At 64.1% G+C, this 19,179-nt stretch carries 14 protein-coding genes; 13 read left to right on the top strand and 1 reads right to left on the bottom strand.

Annotated features, from left to right (window positions below):
• The first annotated feature begins 26 nt into the window (after positions 1–26).
• The 12 genes from ispC to tilS all read left to right on the top strand — a co-directional run bounded on the left by ispC (position 27) and on the right by tilS (position 15,963).
• Positions 27–1,226 carry a 1-deoxy-D-xylulose-5-phosphate reductoisomerase gene (gene ispC, locus ACFOEV_RS12140; protein ID WP_386774259.1) on the top strand — a complete coding sequence of 400 codons (1,200 nt, stop codon included), beginning with the start codon at positions 27–29 and terminating at the stop codon, positions 1,224–1,226.
• Between the two features lie 12 nt (positions 1,227–1,238).
• Positions 1,239–2,594 (top strand): sigma E protease regulator RseP, encoded by a 1,356-nt coding sequence (gene rseP, locus ACFOEV_RS12145; RefSeq protein ID WP_386774261.1) that lies wholly within the window; start codon positions 1,239–1,241, stop codon positions 2,592–2,594.
• 145 nt (positions 2,595–2,739) lie between these two features.
• On the top strand, positions 2,740–5,076 hold the full coding sequence (gene bamA, locus ACFOEV_RS12150) for an outer membrane protein assembly factor BamA (RefSeq protein ID WP_386774263.1): 2,337 nt from the start codon (positions 2,740–2,742) through the stop codon (positions 5,074–5,076).
• Between the two features lie 42 nt (positions 5,077–5,118).
• Positions 5,119–5,622, top strand: a complete 504-nt coding sequence (locus ACFOEV_RS12155; RefSeq protein WP_386774265.1) for an OmpH family outer membrane protein — start codon at positions 5,119–5,121, stop codon at positions 5,620–5,622.
• Positions 5,623–5,672: 50 nt separating this feature from the next.
• Positions 5,673–6,713, top strand: coding sequence for a UDP-3-O-(3-hydroxymyristoyl)glucosamine N-acyltransferase (gene lpxD, locus ACFOEV_RS12160; protein WP_386774267.1), 1,041 nt, complete (start codon positions 5,673–5,675; stop codon positions 6,711–6,713).
• A gap of 113 nt (positions 6,714–6,826) precedes the next feature.
• Positions 6,827–7,270, top strand: a complete 444-nt coding sequence (fabZ, locus tag ACFOEV_RS12165) for a 3-hydroxyacyl-ACP dehydratase FabZ (RefSeq protein ID WP_386774269.1) — start codon at positions 6,827–6,829, stop codon at positions 7,268–7,270.
• Positions 7,267–8,034 carry an acyl-ACP--UDP-N-acetylglucosamine O-acyltransferase gene (gene lpxA / locus ACFOEV_RS12170; RefSeq protein ID WP_386774271.1) on the top strand — a complete coding sequence of 256 codons (768 nt, stop codon included), beginning with the start codon at positions 7,267–7,269 and terminating at the stop codon, positions 8,032–8,034. The genes fabZ and lpxA overlap by 4 nt, the downstream gene beginning before the upstream one ends.
• A 3-nt stretch (positions 8,035–8,037) precedes the next feature.
• Positions 8,038–9,228 carry a lipid-A-disaccharide synthase gene (lpxB, locus tag ACFOEV_RS12175; protein ID WP_386774273.1) on the top strand — a complete coding sequence of 397 codons (1,191 nt, stop codon included), beginning with the start codon at positions 8,038–8,040 and terminating at the stop codon, positions 9,226–9,228.
• Entirely contained in the window at positions 9,218–9,826 is a 609-nt protein-coding gene (gene rnhB / locus ACFOEV_RS12180; protein WP_386774275.1) for a ribonuclease HII, read from the top strand. The genes lpxB and rnhB overlap by 11 nt, the downstream gene beginning before the upstream one ends.
• A 40-nt stretch (positions 9,827–9,866) precedes the next feature.
• Positions 9,867–13,373 (top strand): DNA polymerase III subunit alpha, encoded by a 3,507-nt coding sequence (gene dnaE / locus ACFOEV_RS12185; protein ID WP_386774277.1) that lies wholly within the window; start codon positions 9,867–9,869, stop codon positions 13,371–13,373.
• A 137-nt stretch (positions 13,374–13,510) separates the two neighbouring features.
• On the top strand, positions 13,511–14,464 hold the full coding sequence (gene accA / locus ACFOEV_RS12190; RefSeq protein ID WP_386774279.1) for an acetyl-CoA carboxylase carboxyl transferase subunit alpha: 954 nt from the start codon (positions 13,511–13,513) through the stop codon (positions 14,462–14,464).
• 158 nt (positions 14,465–14,622) lie between these two features.
• Positions 14,623–15,963, top strand: coding sequence for a tRNA lysidine(34) synthetase TilS (gene tilS, locus ACFOEV_RS12195; RefSeq protein WP_386774281.1), 1,341 nt, complete (start codon positions 14,623–14,625; stop codon positions 15,961–15,963).
• Here the strand turns inward: tilS and ppx are convergent.
• Positions 15,866–17,416, bottom strand: coding sequence for an exopolyphosphatase (gene ppx / locus ACFOEV_RS12200; RefSeq protein WP_386774283.1), 1,551 nt, complete (start codon positions 17,414–17,416; stop codon positions 15,866–15,868). The two genes, tilS and ppx, sit on opposite strands and share 98 nt — an antisense overlap.
• 467 nt (positions 17,417–17,883) lie before the next feature.
• Between ppx and rho the strand changes: the two genes are divergently transcribed.
• Entirely contained in the window at positions 17,884–19,143 is a 1,260-nt protein-coding gene (gene rho, locus ACFOEV_RS12205; protein WP_386774285.1) for a transcription termination factor Rho, read from the top strand.
• Positions 19,144–19,179 lie beyond the last annotated feature (36 nt).

A 19,179-nucleotide genomic window follows, 5' to 3' on the forward strand; every position in this document is an offset into this window, starting at 1 on the left:
TGCTCATGCTTGAAGCGAGGCCCGACATGACTGGCGCTTTCCACCGCCCCCAGGCGGTCACCGTGCTGGGGGCCACCGGTTCGATCGGTGCCAGCACCCTGGATGTGATTACCCGCCATCCCGGTCGTTATCGGGTGTATGCCTTGACTGCGCACCATTCCCGAGAGCGGTTGGCACAGCTATGCCTGGCGCACCGACCGGCAAGGGCGGTGCTGGCCGCGGAAGACGATGCCACCTGGCTGCGTGCACGACTGGGCGAGGCCGGCCTTGCCACCGAGGTGCACTGGGGCGAGGCGTCCCTGATCGAAGTGGCCCAGTCGAGTGAAGTGGATGTGGTGATGGCAGCCATCGTGGGGGCCGCCGGCTTGCTGCCGACGCTCGCCGCGGTGCGCGCCGGCAAGCGGGTGTTACTGGCCAACAAGGAGGCCCTGGTGATGTCGGGGGCCCTGTTCATGGAAGCCGTGGAACGCCATCGTGCCATATTGATGCCCATCGATTCCGAACATAATGCCATCTACCAGTGTCTACCCGCTGAGCATCGCGGCGGACTTGCCCGTATCGGGGTCACGCAACTGCTGTTGACGGCCTCCGGCGGTCCTTTCCTGGGCTGGCATCGCAGCCACCTGGCGGCAGTGACTCCCGACCAGGCTTGTGCCCACCCCAACTGGGCGATGGGGCGCAAGATCTCGGTGGACAGTGCCACTCTGATGAACAAGGGGCTGGAATTGATCGAGGCCTGCTGGCTGTTCGACGCCCGACCCGACCAGGTGCAGGTGGTCGTGCATCCGCAGAGTGTGATCCACTCCATGGTCGCCTACGGCGACGGCTCGGTGATCGCCCAGCTCGGCAATCCGGACATGCGTACGCCGATCGCCTATGGCCTGGCCTGGCCGGAGCGCATCGAGGCCGGGGTCGAGGCGCTGGACCTGTTCCAGGTGGCGCGGCTGGACTTCCAGGCAGCCGATGAGGAGGCTTTCCCTTGCTTGCGCCTGGCCCGTGAGGCCATGGCCGCAGGGGGAACCGCACCGGCGGTGCTCAATGCCGCCAACGAAGTGGCGGTAGGGGCCTTCCTGGCGGGACGGTTGACGTTCACCGGTATCGCCGAGGTGGTCGAGCAAGTGCTCGATGCCTGTCCACGGCAGGTCGCAGAGGAACTCGAGGTGATTCTCGAGGAGGATCGTCGGGCGCGCTGCCGTGCCGAGCGTTCTCTGGAACGCTATCGCTAGGAGAACCGAAATATGGGCGTGATCCAGAATGTGTTGGCGGTGATCGTGGTGCTGGGGCTGTTGATCACCTTCCATGAGTTTGGCCATTTTTGGGTCGCCAGGCGCTGTGGCGTCAAGGTGCTGCGCTTCTCGGTGGGCTTCGGCAAGCCGATCTGGTCGCGTATCGATCGTCACGGAACCGAATTCGCCGTGGCCGCCATCCCGCTGGGGGGGTACGTCAAGATGCTCGACGAGCGTGAGGCCCCGGTTGCCCCCGCCGAGCAGGACCAGGCCTTCAACCGCAAGGATGTGTGGCAACGCATCGCCATCGTCGTTGCCGGCCCCTTGGCCAACTTCCTGCTGGCCGTCGTCGCCTACTGGCTGCTGTTCGTGGTCGGCACCTCCGCGGTGGCACCGGTAATCGGCAGTGTGGCGCCCGGGTCGCCGGCCGAGCAGGGTGGGCTGGAGCCCGGGCAGGAGATCGTTGCGGTACAAGGGGAGGCGGTGCGTTCCTGGGATGACGTCAACCTCAAGCTGGTGGCGGCCATTGGCGCTCGTGGCGAATTGCGCGTGAGCGCTCGTGATGAGGGTGATAGCCAGGCACAGGAGTACCGTCTGCCGGTGGATGGCTGGTTGGTGCGTCAGGACCCGCCGCAGCCTCTGCCGAGCTTGGGGGTGACACCCTGGCGACCGCCCTTGCCGGCAGTGCTGGGCCAGGTGATCGATGGCGAAGCCGCTGCCGAGGCCGGGTTGCAGGTCGGTGATGAGATCCTTGCCGTGAATGGGGAACGCATCGATGACTGGATGCATTTCGTCGATCTGGTTCGGGCCAACCCCGGCGAGACGTTGACGCTGGAAGTCGCACGTGGCGAGCAGCGTCTGTCGCTCGAACTCACGCCAAGGCGCAACGAGATCGACGATGGTCATGCCATTGGTTATATCGGGGCCGGTGCCGAGCCGGTAGAGTGGCCCGAGGAGTATCTTCGCGAGATCCGTTACGGCCCCGTGGCCGCGGTAGGGCAATCGCTATCGCGCACCGGTGAGATGACGTTGCTGACCTTGGATGCCATTCGCAAGATGTTCGTCGGTCTCATCTCGCCATCCAATCTGTCGGGGCCGATTACTATCGCCCGTGTTGCCGGTGACTCGGCACGTACCGGGGTGGAGAGTTTCGTCGGCTTTCTGGCGTACCTGTCGATCAGCCTGGGAATTCTCAACCTGTTGCCGATTCCGGTCCTCGACGGCGGCCATCTCGCTTATTACCTGATCGAAGTGGTGCGCGGCAAGCCGGTGTCCGAGCGGGCCCAGGCACTGGGGCTGCGGATCGGGCTGGCCCTGGTCGGCGGCTTGATGTTGATGGCGCTTTACTTCGATTTGATGAGGCTGTGATCGAGGTGGTGCGGCGTGGCCACCACCCAATCGCCAGGGGGCAGGAAGCCCGAGGCTCGCGCCTTCGGCCTTGTCAGTCACCCTCCCCAATGTATAAGGTGCCTGTTTGACACGCGGGCAGACCCAACTCGAGCGAATCGACTGCATGAAATTCAAGACCATCGGATTGGCGGCGCTGCTGCTTACCAGCGCACAGGTAGCACGGGCAGAACCTTTCAATGTTTCCGACATTCGAGTAGAAGGCCTGCAACGCGTTTCTGCAGCTTCTGTATTCAATGCTTTCCCGATCAGCACCAACGATCGCGTCGATGAGCGAGAGCTGGCACAGGCGGCCCGCGAACTCTTTAGGACTGGCTTGTTCGACGACATACAGTTGGCCCGTGACGGCGACGTGCTGATCATCCAGGTGGAGGAGCGTCCCTTTATCACCGAGCTCAATATCACCGGCAACTCGCAGATTTCCGAGGAAGAACTGCGTAAGGGTCTGCGTGAGTCGGGATTGGCCGAGGGGCAGGTGCTGCAGCTTTCGACCCTGGAAGAGATCCAGCGCGAGCTCGAAGGCGTCTACCAAGCGCAGGGTCGCTACAGTGCCAATATCGACGCCGAGGTCGAGGAGATCGACGCGAGCCGGGTGCGAGTCAACATCGATATCAACGAAGGCGCGGTGGCCAATATCCGTCAGATCAACATCGTCGGCAACCAGGCATTCGACGACGATACCCTGCGCGAAGCCTTCGAACTCGAGGACCGACCGGGCTGGCTCTTCGGCTGGTTCTCCAATGACGAATACTCTCGCGAACGACTCTCCGGTGACCTGGAACGCCTGCGTTCCTACTATCTGAATCGTGGTTACGTCAATTTCAACATCACCTCGACTCAGGTGTCGATCAGTCCCGACAAATCGCAGATCTTCGTTACCATCAATGTCGATGAGGGACAGCAATTCCGCATCGGCAGCATTCATTTCGCCGGCGACTTGCGGATCCCCGAGCCGGAAGCCCGTGAGCTGGTGCAGGCCGTACCCGGCGAGGTCTTCTCGCGCAGCGATGTCACGGCCTCGTCGGAAGCCTTGCGTTCTCGTCTCGGTGCCGATGGTTTCGCCTTCGCCAGCGTCGATGGCGTGCCCGAAGAGACCGGAGACGGGGAAACCGTGGACGTGACCTTCGTGGTCGATCCAGGGCGACGTGCCTATGTGCGGCGCATCAATTTCGTCGGCAATACGACGACCCAGGATGAGGTCCTGCGCCGCGAGATGATCCAGATGGAGGGGGCGCCGGCGTCCACTGAGCAGATCAGCCAGTCGCGCCAGCGCCTCGAGCGCCTGGGTTTCTTCCGCCAGGTCGATGTGGAAACCCAACCGGTGCCCGGTGAGCCCGATCAGCTCGATGTCACCTACAATGTCGAAGAACAGCCGTCGGGATCGATCTCGGCGAGCATCGGTTTCTCGCAGAGCGCAGGGGTCATCTACGGGGCAGCGTTGTCGCAGAACAACTTCCTGGGGACGGGCAACCGCGTCAATATCGGCGCCCAGCGCAGCGACACCTTTACCGATCTGAATTTCGGCTTCACCGACCCCTATTGGACGCTGGACGGTATCTCGCGCGGCTATAACCTGTTCTATCGCGAGACCGATTACGAGGACTCGGACATTTCCACCTACTCCACCGATGCCTATGGTGGAGGCATCAATTTCGGCTATCCGATCAACGAGCTGTCGCGCTTGAATTTCGGTGTCGGCGTCGAGGATCTGTCGATCAGGACCTATAGCGATACCGCCTCCGAGATCGTGCGCTATGTCGACGATCAGGGGACCGATGCCCAGAGCCTCAAGCTGACGGCCAGCTGGACACGCAACAATCTCAACCGCGGGGTCATGCCCACCGCCGGCGATTACCAGCGCCTGTCGCTGGAAACCGCCACGCCGGGCAGCGATGCCGAGTACTACAAGCTACGTTTTCGTGCCCAGCAGCTATTCGCCCTCAATGACGACTGGTCGCTGAAGTTCGGCACCACGCTGGGCTATGCCGATACCCTGGGAGGTGACGATCCCTATCCCTTCTACGAGAACTTCTTCTCCGGTGGTCTCGGCTCGGTGCGCGGCTTTACCGCCAATACCCTGGGGACGCGGACAACGCCACGGGGAAGTGGAGAAGACCGCACCATGGGCGGCAACGTGCTGGTGGAAGGTTCCGCCGAACTGCTGTTCCCGATGCCTTTCGTCGAGGATCGGCGCTCGTTCCAGACCGGCTTCTTCTTCGATGCCGGCAATACCTTCCTGACCGACTGCTATGAAGTGCTGGAAGACGATACCTCGCTCTGCCAGTCGGGTGTCGACCTGGGGGAACTGCGGTACAGTGTGGGGATTGGCCTGTCCTGGCTGACGCCGGTGGGGCCGCTGACCTTCAGCGTGGCGGAGCCGCTCAACGACAAGGAGGGTGACGATACCCAGTTCTTCCAGTTCTCGCTGGGGCAGACCTTCTAAGACGCCAACCGACTGACAACGGATCACGAGGAGAGTAAGCATATGCGTAAATTGACCGGAGCCCTGTGCCTCGGCCTGCTGGGGGCCTTCGCGTTACCGGCACAGGCAGCGGACGTGGCGGTGCTCGACTGGCGTGAAGCCTTGCTGGCCACCGACTCGGCCCAGAGTTCCATGAACCAGTTGCGGAACCAGGTCAGCGGCCAGCAGCAGCAGGCCCAGGCCCTGGGGCAGGAGTTGCAGCAGCTGCAGCAGCGCCTGCAGCAGGACAGCGCAGTGATGTCCGAAAGCGAGCGCCAGTCCGCCCAGCAAGAGTTGCAGCAGAAGGGCGCCCAGTTCCAGCAACTGCGCGGCCAGATTGCCCAGGCCCAGCAGCAGGCCGAGCAACAGTTTCTCGAACAGGCCCAGCCCAAGCTGGAACAGGCCGTGGAGCAGGTTGTCTCCCGCCATGACGTGAAGATTCTGGTAGACCGCGATGCGGTGATTCACGTCGAGGACGGCCTTGACCTGACCAATGAAGTCACCCAGATCCTCAACTCGCTCAACTGAGTCGGCGGGGTGCCAGACGGTGCCCGCGACCCCCGATCAATAAAACGCCCATGAATAACGCCCAAGCCCACGCCTTCACGCTGGATGAAATCGCCCAACGACTGGGGGCGCGGCTGGTCGGTGATGGCTCTCGGCGGGTCAGTGGCCTGGCAACGCTGAGCGATGCCGGCCCGGAGGACATCACCTTCCTGGCCAACCGGGCCTATCTCAAGCACCTGGCCGGCACGCGTGCTGCTGCCGTGCTGCTGCATCCCAGCCATGTCGACGACTGCCCCACCGCCTGTCTGACGCTGGACAACCCTTACCTCGGCTATGCCGAGCTGTCGACCTTGTTCGATCCGTTGGCGGCCCGCGACGCGCCGGGGGTCCATCCCTCGGCGGTGGTGGCCGAGGGGGTGAGCCTGGGGCAGGAGGTGCAGATCGGTCCCCAGGCGGTCATCGAGGCCGGCGTCAGGCTGGGTGATCGGGTCATCATCGGCCCGGGGAGCGTAGTGGGCGCCGACGCACAGATCGGCGAGCATTCGCGCCTGCACGCCAATGTCACCGTCTGCCATGGTGTGGTGATCGGCAAGCGTGCCATCCTGCACAGCGGCTGCGTGATCGGTGGCGACGGTTTCGGCTTCGCCCATGACGGCGGCCGCTGGCACAAGATCGCCCAACTCGGTGGGGTGATCCTCGGCGACGACGTCGAGGTCGGCAGTTGCTCGAGTATCGATCGTGGTGCCTTGGGCGACACCGTCATCGGCAACGACGTCAAGATCGATAGCCAGGTGCAGATCGCCCATAACGTGCAGATCGGCGATCATAGTGCGCTGGCCGGGTGTGTGGGCATCGCCGGCTCGACCAGGGTCGGCAAGCATTGCATGCTGGGCGGTGGCGTGGGGCTGTCCGGCCACCTGTCCCTGTGCGACGGCGTACAGGTCACCGGGATGAGCCTGGTCACCAACTCGATCCATCAACCGGGGGTGTATTCCTCTGGCACCGGCGCCATGGGCAATGCTCAATGGCGCAAGAATGCGGTGCGCTTCAAGCAACTCGACGATATCGCCAAGCGACTGATTCGTCTCGAGAAGGAACAACGCAGCCGTTGAGTGGCACGGGCGGGCGCTATCATCCATGGCCCCGCCACAGCCAGGGAGGCGGACCCCCGCCATTGCGTGCTCGCCCGTGAGGTGAGCACTTCGTCATTTCAGAGGTCGCATCGATGGTAATGGACATCAACGAGATTCGTGAGTACCTGCCTCACCGCTATCCCTTTCTGCTGATCGATCGGGTCAACGAGCTCAAGCTGGGCGAATCGATCGTCGCTTACAAGAATGTCAGTATCAACGAGCCGTTCTTCAACGGCCACTTTCCGCTTCACCCGATCATGCCGGGTGTCTTGATCGTCGAGGCCATGGCGCAGGCCTGCGGCATCCTGGGGTTCAAGACCGTCAACAAGCTCCCGGCGGATGGCTATGTCTACTATCTGGTCGGCAGCGACAATGTGCGCTTCAAGCGGCCGGTAATGCCTGGCGACCAGCTGCATCTGGAAGCCACGGTGGTGCGCGAGAAGCGGGGAATCTGGAAGTTCGCCTGCCGGGCCACGGTGGAAGGTGAGCTGGCCTGTGAAGCTGAGATCATCTGTGCCGAGAGGAAGGTCGCTTGATACATCCCACTGCCATCGTAGACCCCGGGGCCCGACTGGCCGAGGACGTCGAGGTCGGTCCGTTCAGCATCATCGGACCGCAAGTGGAGATCGGCGCCGGAAGCCGGGTCGGACCACATGTGGTGATCAAGGGCCCCACTCGCCTGGGAGAACGGACTCGCATCTTCCAGTTCGCCTCGGTCGGGGAGGACTGCCAGGACAAGAAGTACGCCGGTGAGCCGACACGCCTGGTGATGGGTGACGACAACGTCATCCGCGAGGGTGTGACCCTGCACCGGGGGACCGTCCAAGGTCGTGGTGAGACGACCATTGGCAGCCGTAACCTGCTCATGGCCTACGCCCATGTCGGGCACGACTGCGTGATCGGTGACGACTGCATCCTCGCCAACCAGGTCACCCTGGCCGGCCACGTCACGCTGGGCGATTTCGCCATTCTCGGCGGGCTCTCCGCGATTCACCAGTTCTGCTACTTCGGCGCCCATGCCATGGCGGGTGGTGGCTCGATCATCACCAAGGACACCCCGGCCTACGTGATGATCAACGGCAACCCGGCCCAGGCCCATGGGTTGAACCTGGTAGGGCTGAAACGCCGCGGCTTCTCGAGCGAGGCCATCAAGGCCCTGGGTGAGTCCTACAAGCTGGTCTACCGCCAGGGGTTGACCGTCGAGCAGGCGCTGGCCGAGATCGAAACGCGCTTTGCGCTGCCCGAGACCGAGACGTTCGCCGCGTCGATCAAGGTCTCCACCCGCGGTATCATCCGGTAGGTCATGGCGGCGCCGAGAATCTACATCGTCGCTGGCGAATTGTCGGGTGATATCCTCGGCGCGAGCCTGATGCGTGCTCTCAAGGCCCGGCATGCCGATATCGAATTTCGCGGCATCGGCGGGCCGCGGATGATCGCCGAGGGCATGGTCAGCCGCTATCCGCTGGAGACGCTGTCGGTGATGGGGCTGGTCGAGGTCATCAAGCACTTGCCCGGCCTGGTTCGCGTGCGTCGCGACCTCAGGAACGACGCCCTGGACTGGCGGCCCGACATCATGCTCGGCATCGATGCCCCTGACTTCAACCTGGGCCTCGAGCGTCAGCTACGCCAGGCCGGCATCACCACGGCGCATTACGTCAGCCCCTCGGTGTGGGCCTGGCGTCAGGGGCGGGTCAAGGGCATCGCCCGGGCGGTGGATGCCATGCTGACCTTCCTGCCGTTCGAGGCCGAGTTCTATCGTCGCCATCGTGTGCCGGTCGCCTTCGTCGGCCACCCCCTGGCCGATGAACTGCCGCTCGTCAATGATCGTGTCGCCGCCCGGGCCGGACTGGGACTGGACGTCGATGGCCCGCTGCTGGCGATGCTGCCCGGCTCACGGGCCAACGAGATCCGTTTTCTCGGGGCGACGTTTCTGGATGCCGCCGAACGGCTCTGCCACCGCCGTCCCGCGCTGCGGGTGGTGATTCCCGCCGCTACCCCACAGCGTCATGCGGAACTGGCGGCACAACTGGCGTCACGCCCGCGACTCGCCGGGCGTGCCACCCTGCTCGACGGCTGCTCGCGCGAGGCCATGGTAGCCAGCGATGCGGTGCTATTGGCCTCGGGGACGGCGGCACTGGAGGCGATGCTCTGCCATCGGGCGATGCTGGTCGCCTACAAGATGGCGCCGGCCACGCATTGGCTGGCCAGGCGTCTGGTCAAGACCGAGTGGATCTCGTTACCTAACCTGATCGCCCGCGAGTCGCTGGTGCCGGAACTGGTCCAGGAGGCGGCCAGTGCCCCGGCCATCACCGAGCGACTGGAGGCGATGCTCGATGACGCGGCCGGCCGTGTGGCCCTGGAAGCGCGCTTCGCGCAGATGCATGCGCAGCTGCAACGCGGAGCCAGTACACGCGCCGCCGAGGCCATCGAGGCCTTGATGGATGGTCGCGAGCTGCCGGCCAGTGTGGCCCCGGAGGTCGTCGATGCAGGTTGATTATCCGGAACTGGTCATCGAGTATGGCGGCGGGCTGCTGGCCGGTGTCGACGAGGTGGGACGGGGGCCCCTGATCGGAGCGGTGGTGGCGGCGGCGGTGATTCTCGATCCCGCGCGTCCCATCGACGGTCTGACCGACTCCAAGGCGCTCTCTGCCCCCCGGCGTGAGGCGTTGGATGTCGAGATCCGCCGCCATGCCCTGGCCTTTGCGGTGGCCGAAGCCTCGGCCCAGGAGATCGACGAGCTCAATATCCATCATGCCACGCATCTGGCCATGCGCCGTGCCATCGACGCCCTGGTGCCGAACGCCGAATATCTGCTGGTGGACGGCAATTGTCTGCCCGGGCATCATGTCCCCGGTCAGGCGCTGGTCAAGGGGGATGCCCGCCATCCAGCGATCGGGGCCGCCTCGATTCTGGCCAAGGTGGCGCGAGACGCGCAGATGCGCGAGCTCGATGCACGACACCCGGGATATGGCTTCGCGCGCCACAAGGGCTATCCCACGCCGGAACATCTGGCGGCGCTCGAACGCCTGGGGCCGCTCCCCGACCATCGCCGTTCCTTTGCCCCGGTCAAGCGTCAACTCGCGCTGTGGTGATGCCTGACCTTTCCTTGCAACTTGAGCCCATGACCTTGCTATGACCACGACACCTCCTTTCGTCCATCTGCGCGTGCACAGTGAATTCTCTCTCGTCGATGGCCTGGTGCGTTTGAAACCGCTGGTCAAGTCGACGCTCGAGATGGGCATGCCGGCGGTCTCGGTGACCGACGAGGCCAACCTGTTCGGCCTGGTCAAGGCCTACAAGGCCGCCCAGGGGGCGGGACTCAAGCCGATCATCGGTGCCGACCTGTGGTTGGCCAACCCGCATGACGAGGGTCACCCCTACCGGCTGACACTGCTGGCCATGAATGACGCAGGCTACCGCCACCTCACCGAGCTGATTTCCCGGGGCTGGCTGGAAGGCCAACGCCACGGGCTGGCGATTCTCGACAAGGAGTGGATCTTCGCCCAGAGTGAGGGGCTGATCGCCCTGTCCGGTGCCCGCGAGGGCGAGATCGGGCGCTTCCTGCTGTCCGATCATGCCCAGGAAGCGCGCGAATTGCTGGCCGAGTGGCAGCGCCATTTCCCCGGTCGCTTCTATCTCGAACTGCAGCGCACCGGGCGCCAGTACGACGAGGAATGCCTGCATCTGTCGGTGGCACTGGCCCTGGAAACCGATACCCCGGTGGTGGCCACCAACGACGTGCGCTTCCTGTCCCGCGAGGAGTTCTGGGCCCACGAGACCCGGGTGTCGATCGGGGAAGGCAAGGCGCTGGACGACCCGCGACGCGAGCGCCGCTATAGCGAAGAGCAATATCTCAAGAGCCCCGCGGAGATGGCGGAACTGTTCGCCGACATTCCCGAGGCGCTCGAGAACAGCGTGATGATCGCCGCGCGCTGTAATGTGGAGGTACGCCTCGGCGAGATATTCCTGCCCGAGTTTCCGATTCCCGAGGGCATGACGCAGGACCAGTTCTTCCGCAAGATTTCCCACGACGGCCTTACCGAGCGCCTCGATGCCCTGTACCCGGTCGAGCGGTATCCCCGCGATAGCCAGGAGTGGAGCGAGATAGAGGCGGTCTACCGCCAGCGGCTGGATTTCGAGCTCGACGTCATTCTCCAGATGGGGTTCCCGGGCTACTTCCTGATCGTCATGGACTTCATCCAGTGGGCCAAGGACAACGACGTGCCGGTGGGACCGGGACGTGGCTCCGGCGCCGGTTCGCTGGTGGCCTATGCGCAGAAGATCACCGATCTCGACCCCATCGGCTACGATCTGCTGTTCGAGCGCTTCCTCAACCCCGAGCGTGTCTCGATGCCCGATTTCGACGTCGACTTCTGCATGGAAAAGCGCGACCGGGTCATCGAATACGTGGCCGACCGCTACGGCCGCAATGCGGTGTCGCAGATCGTCACCTTCGGCACCATGGCCGCCAAGGCGGTGGTGCGCGACGTGGCGCGCGCCCAGGGCAAGCCCTATTCGCTGGGCGACAAGCTCTCCAAGCTGATCCCCTTCGAGGTCGGCATGACCCTGGCCAAGGCCGTCGAGCAGGAGCCGGCGCTGGTCGAGTTTCTGGAGAGCGATGAGGAAGCCCAGGAAATCTGGGACATGGCGGTCAAGCTCGAGGGCATCACCCGCGGCACCGGCAAGCATGCCGGCGGGGTCGTGATCGCACCCACCAAGCTGACCGACTTCTCGCCGCTGCTGTGCGACGAGGACGGCAGCGGCCTGGTGGTGCAGTTCGACAAGAACGACGTCGAGGAGGCCGGGCTGGTCAAGTTCGACTTCCTCGGCCTGCGCACCCTGACCATCATCGACTGGGCGCTGGAGATGGTCGACAAGGTGCGCGCCGTGGAAGGGCAGGGGCCGCTGGATATCACCCGCATTCCGCTGGACGACGGCCCAACCTTCGAGATGCTCAAGAAGGCCGAGACCACCGCGGTATTCCAGCTCGAATCGCGCGGCATGAAGGAGCTGATCAAGCGCCTGCTGCCCGACTCCCTCGAGGACATGATCGCCCTGGTGGCGCTGTTCCGCCCCGGGCCGCTGCAGTCGGGCATGGTCGACGACTTCATCAACCGCAAGCACGGCCGCGCCGAGATCTCCTACCCGCATCCGGACTACCAGCACGAGCTCCTGAAACCGGTGCTCGAGCCCACCTACGGCATCATCCTCTACCAGGAGCAGGTGATGCAGATCGCCCAGGTGATGGCCGGCTACAGCCTGGGTCAGGCCGACCTGCTGCGCCGCGCCATGGGCAAGAAAAAGCCCGAGGAGATGGCCAAGCAGCGTGCCGGCTTCATGGAAGGCTGCGCAGCCAACGGCATCGACCGCGACCTGGCGGGCAACCTCTTCGACCTGGTAGAGAAGTTCGCCGGCTACGGCTTCAACAAGTCCCACTCGGCGGCCTATGCCCTGGTGTCCTATCAGACCGCCTGGCTCAAGGCCCACTACCCGGGCCCCTTCATGGCCGCCGTGCTGTCCACCGAGATGGACAATCTCGACAAGGTGGTGCCGCTGATCGAGGAGTGCCGGCATCTGGGGCTGACCGTGACGCCGCCGGACGTCAATGTGGGCGGCTACAAGTTTACCGTCGATGAGACGGGCCGGGTGATCTACGGGCTGGGCGCCATTCGCGGCGTCGGCGAAGGTCCCATCGGCGCCATCGTCGAGGCGCGCACGGAAGGCGGCCCGTTCCACGATCTGTTTGATTTCTGCCGCCGGGTCGACCCCAAGCGCATGAACAAACGCACCCTGGAGGCGCTGATTCGCTGCGGTGCCCTGGACAACCTGGGGCCGTCGCGAGCGGTGCTCAGTGCGGCACTGGAGGCGGCGCTCAAGGCCGCGGCCCAGAACCTGACCAACCAGAGCCTGGGCATGGTCGATATGTTCGGTGAGGCCTTCGTCGATGAGGAGGCCGGCGATGCCTATGCCGATTATCGCGGTGTCCGCGACTGGAGCGACAAGGAACGCCTGGCCGGCGAGAAGGAGACCCTGGGGCTCTACCTTACCGGCCATCCCATCGACGAATACGAGCATGAGCTCAAGCGCTTCGTGTCGACCCGCATCAGCGATCTGCGCCCATCCCGGGAGTCGCAGCGCGTCGCCGGGCTGGTGGTCGGCATGCGCACCATGAAGTCCAAGCGCGGCGACACCATGGCCTTCGTGACTCTCGACGATCGTACCGGACGTATCGAGGCCTCGCTGTTCGGTGAGCTGTTCGAACGGCTGCGTGGCCGCCTGGACGCCGACCAGGTGCTGATCGTCGAGGGCGAGGTGTCCAGCGACGACTATTCCGGTGGCCTGCGCCTGCGCGGCAAGGAGATCACTCCCATGGTCGAGGCGCGGACCCGCTATGGCGAAGCGGTGGAACTGTCGGTGGACGGCACTCGATCCAACGGCCGCCTGATCGACAGCCTGCGCAATAGTCTGACCCCGTTTTGCGATGCCTCGGGCCTGCCGGTGCGTCTGGAATACCGCAACGCCTCGGCCCGTGGCTGGCTGGAGCTGGACGAGCAGTGGCGTGTCTCCCCGGCCGACGAGTTGCTGATCGCGCTGCGCGAGGTGGAGGGGCAGGATGGGGTGCGCCTCAAGTATCGCTGATCCAGTTGCCGATGCCTCGTCACGAGCCTGTCTTGCGCCAGAGGGCCAAGCTGCGATAATGCCTCACACTTTTGCGATGATTCTTACATGACAGCCGTTGCCTCCAGGCTGCCTGACTCCCAACAAGCTGAAACTCTATGAATCCCAACTATCTTGACTTTGAACAGCCCATTGCCGAGCTGCAGGCGAAGATCGAGGAACTGCGGCTGGTCGGCAACGATAGCAAGATCAATATCAACGACGAGGTCGCCAAGCTCGAGGAAAAGAGCAAGAAGCTGACCGAACAGATCTTCCGCGATCTCACCGCCTGGCAGGTCTCGCAGTTGTCGCGACATCCCAAGCGACCCTATACCCTCGACTATCTCGAGCACATATTCAGCGATTTCGACGAGCTGCACGGCGACCGTCACTTTGCCGACGATGCCGCCATCGTGGGGGGCGTGGCACGCCTCGACGACAAACCGGTGATGGTCATCGGTCACCAGAAGGGGCGCGACGTCAAGGAGAAGGTGCGCCGCAACTTCGGCATGCCGCGCCCGGAAGGCTATCGCAAGGCCTGCCGTCTGATGGAAATGGCCGAGCGCTTCAAGATGCCGGTACTGACCTTCATCGACACGCCCGGTGCCTACCCCGGGATCGACGCCGAGGAGCGGGGCCAGAGCGAGGCCATCGCCTACAACCTGGCGGTGATGTCGCGTCTCAAGACGCCGATCATCTCCACCGTGGTGGGCGAGGGCGGTTCTGGCGGTGCACTGGCGATCGGCGTGTGCGACGAACTGCAGATGTTGCAGTATTCCACCTATTCGGTGATTTCCCCGGAAGGCTGCGCGTCGATCCTGTGGAAGAGCGCCGAGAAGGCCTCCGAGGCCGCGCACGCCATGGGCATCACCGCCGAGCGCCTCAAGGAGCTGGGGTTCGTCGATACGCTGATCAAGGAGCCGCTCGGTGGCGCTCATCGCCATCCGGTCACCACCGCCGAGCGAGTCAAGCAGGCGCTGCTGGAAAGCCTGGATCGCTTGCGGGCGATGAATACCGAAGCGCTTCTGGAGCGCCGTTATGAGCGGCTGATGAGTTACGGCGCCCCGGCCTGACGCGGCCTCCGGCTCGGCCGTGCGGTGTTGACAGCCGGGCCGAGCGTAGTGTTTCCCTATTTCCATACGGACTCCGCGTTCTCAGCGATTTTGCCTGATACCGTGTCCCGGTTGGGCCATCGCCCGCCGCGGGTTCGCGAGTCGGGGGGAGGTCCGGCATGTCGTTACAGTCATCGATCGATAACGCCCTGGCGCAAACCTCACCGGGGCGTCCCGTCTGGGTCGCCGTCTCGGGGGGGCTCGACTCCTGTCTGCTGCTGACCCTGGCGGCGTCCGCCGCCAGGCGACACCCCCGAACGCTGTACGCGCTGCACGTGAATCATGGCCTGCAGGCCGCCGCCCGCGAGTTCGAGACGCACTGCCGTCGGCTGTGCTCGCGGCTCGGCGTGCCGCTGTTCGTCGAGCGAATCGAGGTGTCGGTGAGCAATGGATTGGGGGTGGAAGGCGCGGCCCGCGAGGCCCGCTATGCGGCTTTTGCTCGTCGTGTGGCGATCGGCGATACGCTGTGGCTGGCGCAGCACCGCCGCGACCAGGCCGAAACCTTCCTGCTCGCAGCCCTGCGCGGCAGCGGTGTGCGCGGACTCGCGGCGATGCCCCACGAGCGCGATTGGCGGGGTCGCTGCCTAATACGCCCTTGGCTCGACGTCCCGCGTGCGACGCTGGAAGACGCAGCGTCACGCTCGGGGCTCGAGTGGATCGAGGATCCCAGCAATACCGATCAGGGGCTGGACCGCAATTTTCTGCGTCACCGCGTCCTGCCCCTGCTGGAAAGCCGTTGGCCGGCAACCCAGGCATCGCTGGCTCAGGCCGCCTCCCTGGCCGGAGAGGCCGATATCCTGCTGGGCGACCTGGCGGCCCTGGATCTGGCGGCTGCCGGGGGAGACCCGGGATGCCTGTCGGTGGCGTCCCTGGCCGGGCTCTCGCCGCCGCGTCAGCGGCTGTTGATTCGCGACTGTTGTGCGCGTCTGGGGCTGGCGTTGCCCGGCGGAGCACGGCTCTCATCGCTGCTGGATCAGCTCGAGGCCAGATACGACGCCGAGGCGTGTGTCGCCTGGGAGGGTGGCGAAGGCCGCATCTGGCGAGGGGCGCTCTATCTGCAGGCCCCATTCGCTGCGCTACCCGCGGACTGGCAAACCGAGTGGGACGGGGCAGCGGCGTTGCAGACGCCGGTGGGACGCCTCACGCTCGGGTTGCAGGCCGAGAGTGGCGAGAGATGTGGTTTGTGGTTGCGCGCTCGGCAGGGCGGTGAACGCCTGGAATTGGCCCATCGAGGGCGGCGCGACCTCAAGCGCTTGTTGCAGGAGTGGGAGGTCCCCCCCTGGCAGCGTTCCCGGCTGCTGGTCGCCTGGCACGGCGATCGGGTGGCCGCCGTACTGGGAGAGGGGCTGCCGGGTGGTGGTGTTACGAGTGCAGGTTGGCGGCTGCTTCCAGGGGCGGTTCGAGCGCCAGCTGAAAACCGGCCGTCCGTTGATACTCGGCTTCCCGCTCGAGATCGTTGATCAGCAATGCCTGGTCGCTCAGCGTACGCGTCAATGTCAGGTGCAGCGCGTCGCCGTTGGCGCGCAACTGGAAATCCCGCACGGCCTGTTCGGGACGCGAATGGTTGAGAATCACCGCCAGGCGCAGCAGACGCGCCAGCCGTCCTAGGGTCGTCTGGTTGGCCGGCAGGGCATCGAACTCCTTGGTCGGGAACTTGCGGCGATGCGCGCGAACCAGAAAGGCCAGCGCCTGCTGCTCCGGCCGTGAGAAGCCCGGCAGGTCGGAGTTTTCCAACAGATAGGCGCCATGGCGGTGGAATTGGCTATGGGAGATGGCCAGGCCGGCTTCGTGCAACTGGCCGGCCCAGTCGAGAAACTGGCCCTGGTCGTCGTCGATTTGCCAGGCGCCCCCAACCTGGGACAGGGCCTCTCGAGCGGTAGCGGCGACGTTGTCGGCCTGGCGGGCGTCGACGCCGTAACGGCGGCGCAAGGTGCCCAGCGTCTGTAGACGCGAATCTTCGGCGGTATTGCGACCGGCCAGGTCGTAGAGCACGCCTTCGCGCAGGGCACCATCGGAATAGCGCATGTGCTCGAGGTCGAAAGCCTCGAAAATGGCACACAGAATGGCGATGCCGGCGGGAAAGACCGTCGCACGGTCCTCCTTCAGACCGTCCATGGCGACCTTATCGAGGCGCTTGCATTTGATCAGGCGCTTGCGCAGGGCCAGCAGGCCCCGGCGCTCGACCATCCCTTCGGGGCTCTCGCCGCTGGCGGCGAGCACCGCGGCGGCGGCCTTGATGGTGCCGCTGGATCCCACCGGGTCGACCCAACCCAATTCGAGATAGTGACGTCGGATATTGGCCAGCTCGGACATCGCCGCCAGCTCCGCCTGACGGAAGCGCTTCTCAGTGATCTCGCCATCGGCAAAGAATTGCTTGGTGAAGGCTACGCAGCCCATATGCAGGCTTTCCAGTGCCAAGGGCTCGAAATTTTCGCCGATGATGAACTCGGTGGACCCACCGCCAATATCGACGATCAGCCGCCGTCCATGCACGTCGGCCAGGGCATGTGCGGCTCCCAGATAGATCAGACGGGCTTCTTCGCGCCCCGCGATGATCTCGATGCCGTGCCCCAGCAAGGCTTCGGCGCGCTCGATCAGCGTCTGGCTGTTGACGGCGGCACGCAGCGCGTTGGTGCCCACTACCCGGAGGTGGGAAGGAGGGGTATCATCGATGAACGGGGCGAAGCGTGCCAGGCAGGCCAGCGCCCGGTCCATGGCGTCCTCGCTCAGGTGATCATGATTGTCGAGTCCGGCGGCGAGTTGTACCTTCTCGCCAAGCTTGGCGACGACCTGCAGCTCGCCATCGTGGTAGTTGGCAACCAACAAGTGAAAGCTGTTGGAGCCCAGGTCGATGGCAGCGAGACGCTGTGGTCCTTGGGCAGGCGTCCTGCGCATGGCCGTATACCGGGTCATGGAGCGTTCCTTTGGTCTGGATGGGTCAAGGTTGCGGGGCACCGGGAAGCTTGTCAATCGCCGAGCGGGGGGACAATGTCGGTCCAATTGATGTAGAATGCGTACAAGGCTTGCGTTTGCTTCTGCGCTTGACTACCATCGAGACGTTCGCCTGTTCCGAATGCTTCCCGACCGTTACACGGCGTACCCGTCACGGTCTAGTACCCAAGCCGTCAGTAAGCCCGCTAATTCCGTTTCGTGATCATGAGCATGGCGTCATCAGCCGCTCATCAGGCGACATGAACACTGCTTCCCTCGATGTTGGTATCGCCCATGGCGTTTCTACGTGAAACGGCCACCAGGCGGCCATATCTGGAGAGAGGATGCCTCCCGGGCTCTGAACGCACCACGCGGCGTATCGTCACCGCCTCCTGTCTTTTCCCGGCGCCTGGCCGCCACGCTGACACGAGCAATTTCTGAACAAACCGATGAATCTTACCGAACTCAAGCAAAAGACCGTGCCGGAGCTTTTGGATATCGCCCGCGAAATGGGTATCGATAACCTGGCCCGGTCACGCAAACAGGACATCATCTTCGCCATCCTCAAGAAGCATGCCAAGAGCGGCGAAGACATCTATGGCGATGGCGTGCTGGAGATCCTGCAGGACGGCTTCGGCTTCCTGCGCAGCGCTGATAGCTCCTATCTTGCCGGCCCCGACGACATCTACGTCTCACCGTCACAGATTCGCCGTTTCAATCTGCGCAAGGGCGACTCCATTTCCGGCAAGATTCGTCCTCCCAAGGAGGGCGAGCGCTATTTCGCGCTGTTGAAGGTCAATCAGATCAACTTCGACAAGCCGGAGAACGCCAAGCACAAGATCCTGTTCGAGAACCTGACGCCGCTGTTCCCCCAGGAACGCCTGGTGATGGAGATCGGCAATGGCTCGACCGAGGATCTTACGGCGCGGATCATCGATCTCACCGCTCCCATCGGCAAGGGCCAGCGCGGCCTGATCGTGTCGCCGCCCAAGGCCGGCAAGACGCTGATGCTGCAGAACATCGCCACCTCGATCACGCGCAACAACCCCGAGTGCCACCTGATCGTGCTGCTGATCGACGAGCGTCCGGAGGAAGTGACCGAGATGTCGCGTACGGTGCGCGGCGAGGTGGTGGCCTCGACCTTCGACGAGCCGCCGGCACGTCACGTCCAGGTCGCCGAGATGGTCATCGAGAAGGCCAAGCGCCTGGTCGAGCACAAGAAGGACGTGGTCATTCTGCTCGATTCCATCACCCGCCTGGCGCGGGCCTACAACACCGTCGTGCCGTCTTCCGGCAAGGTGCTGACCGGCGGTGTCGATGCTCACGCCCTGGAAAAGCCCAAGCGCTTCTTCGGCGCGGCGCGCAATATCGAGGAAGGCGGCAGCCTGACCATCCTCGCCACGGCGCTGGTCGATACCGGTTCCAAGATGGACGAAGTGATCTTCGAGGAATTCAAGGGAACCGGCAACATGGAAGCCCACCTCGACCGCAAGCTGGCCGAGAGACGCGTCTATCCGGCGCTCAATATCCGTCGCTCCGGCACCCGTCGCGAGGACTTGATCGCTTCCGAAGACGAGATGCAGCGCATGTGGATCCTGCGCAAGCTCTTGAATCCCATGGAAGATACCGCGGCTACCGAGTTCCTGATCGATCGTCTGAAGGACACCAAGACCAACCTCGAATTTTTCGAGGCCATGAAACGCCGCTGATCAGGAGCCATTGCACTCATTACGCTCCTGACCGAC

The sequence above is a fragment of the Litchfieldella rifensis genome, assembly GCF_042646605.1.
GTDB lineage: Bacteria > Pseudomonadota > Gammaproteobacteria > Pseudomonadales > Halomonadaceae > Litchfieldella > Litchfieldella rifensis.

What these genes read in the sequence shown, in the direction of transcription:
- dnaE (WP_386774277.1), top strand. Translation starts at nt 9,867, where the DNA reads ATGACCACGACACCTCCTTTCGTCCATCTGCGCGTGCACAGTGAATTC.
- ACFOEV_RS12155 (WP_386774265.1), top strand. Translation starts at nt 5,119, where the DNA reads ATGCGTAAATTGACCGGAGCCCTGTGCCTCGGCCTGCTGGGGGCCTTC.
- bamA (WP_386774263.1), top strand. Translation starts at nt 2,740, where the DNA reads ATGAAATTCAAGACCATCGGATTGGCGGCGCTGCTGCTTACCAGCGCA.
- lpxD (WP_386774267.1), top strand. Translation starts at nt 5,673, where the DNA reads ATGAATAACGCCCAAGCCCACGCCTTCACGCTGGATGAAATCGCCCAA.
- rseP (WP_386774261.1), top strand. Translation starts at nt 1,239, where the DNA reads ATGGGCGTGATCCAGAATGTGTTGGCGGTGATCGTGGTGCTGGGGCTG.
- accA (WP_386774279.1), top strand. Translation starts at nt 13,511, where the DNA reads ATGAATCCCAACTATCTTGACTTTGAACAGCCCATTGCCGAGCTGCAG.
- lpxB (WP_386774273.1), top strand. Translation starts at nt 8,038, where the DNA reads ATGGCGGCGCCGAGAATCTACATCGTCGCTGGCGAATTGTCGGGTGAT.
- rnhB (WP_386774275.1), top strand. Translation starts at nt 9,218, where the DNA reads ATGCAGGTTGATTATCCGGAACTGGTCATCGAGTATGGCGGCGGGCTG.
- tilS (WP_386774281.1), top strand. Translation starts at nt 14,623, where the DNA reads ATGTCGTTACAGTCATCGATCGATAACGCCCTGGCGCAAACCTCACCG.
- fabZ (WP_386774269.1), top strand. Translation starts at nt 6,827, where the DNA reads ATGGTAATGGACATCAACGAGATTCGTGAGTACCTGCCTCACCGCTAT.
- ppx (WP_386774283.1), bottom strand. Translation starts at nt 17,416, where the DNA reads ATGACCCGGTATACGGCCATGCGCAGGACGCCTGCCCAAGGACCACAG.
- rho (WP_386774285.1), top strand. Translation starts at nt 17,884, where the DNA reads ATGAATCTTACCGAACTCAAGCAAAAGACCGTGCCGGAGCTTTTGGAT.
- ispC (WP_386774259.1), top strand. Translation starts at nt 27, where the DNA reads ATGACTGGCGCTTTCCACCGCCCCCAGGCGGTCACCGTGCTGGGGGCC.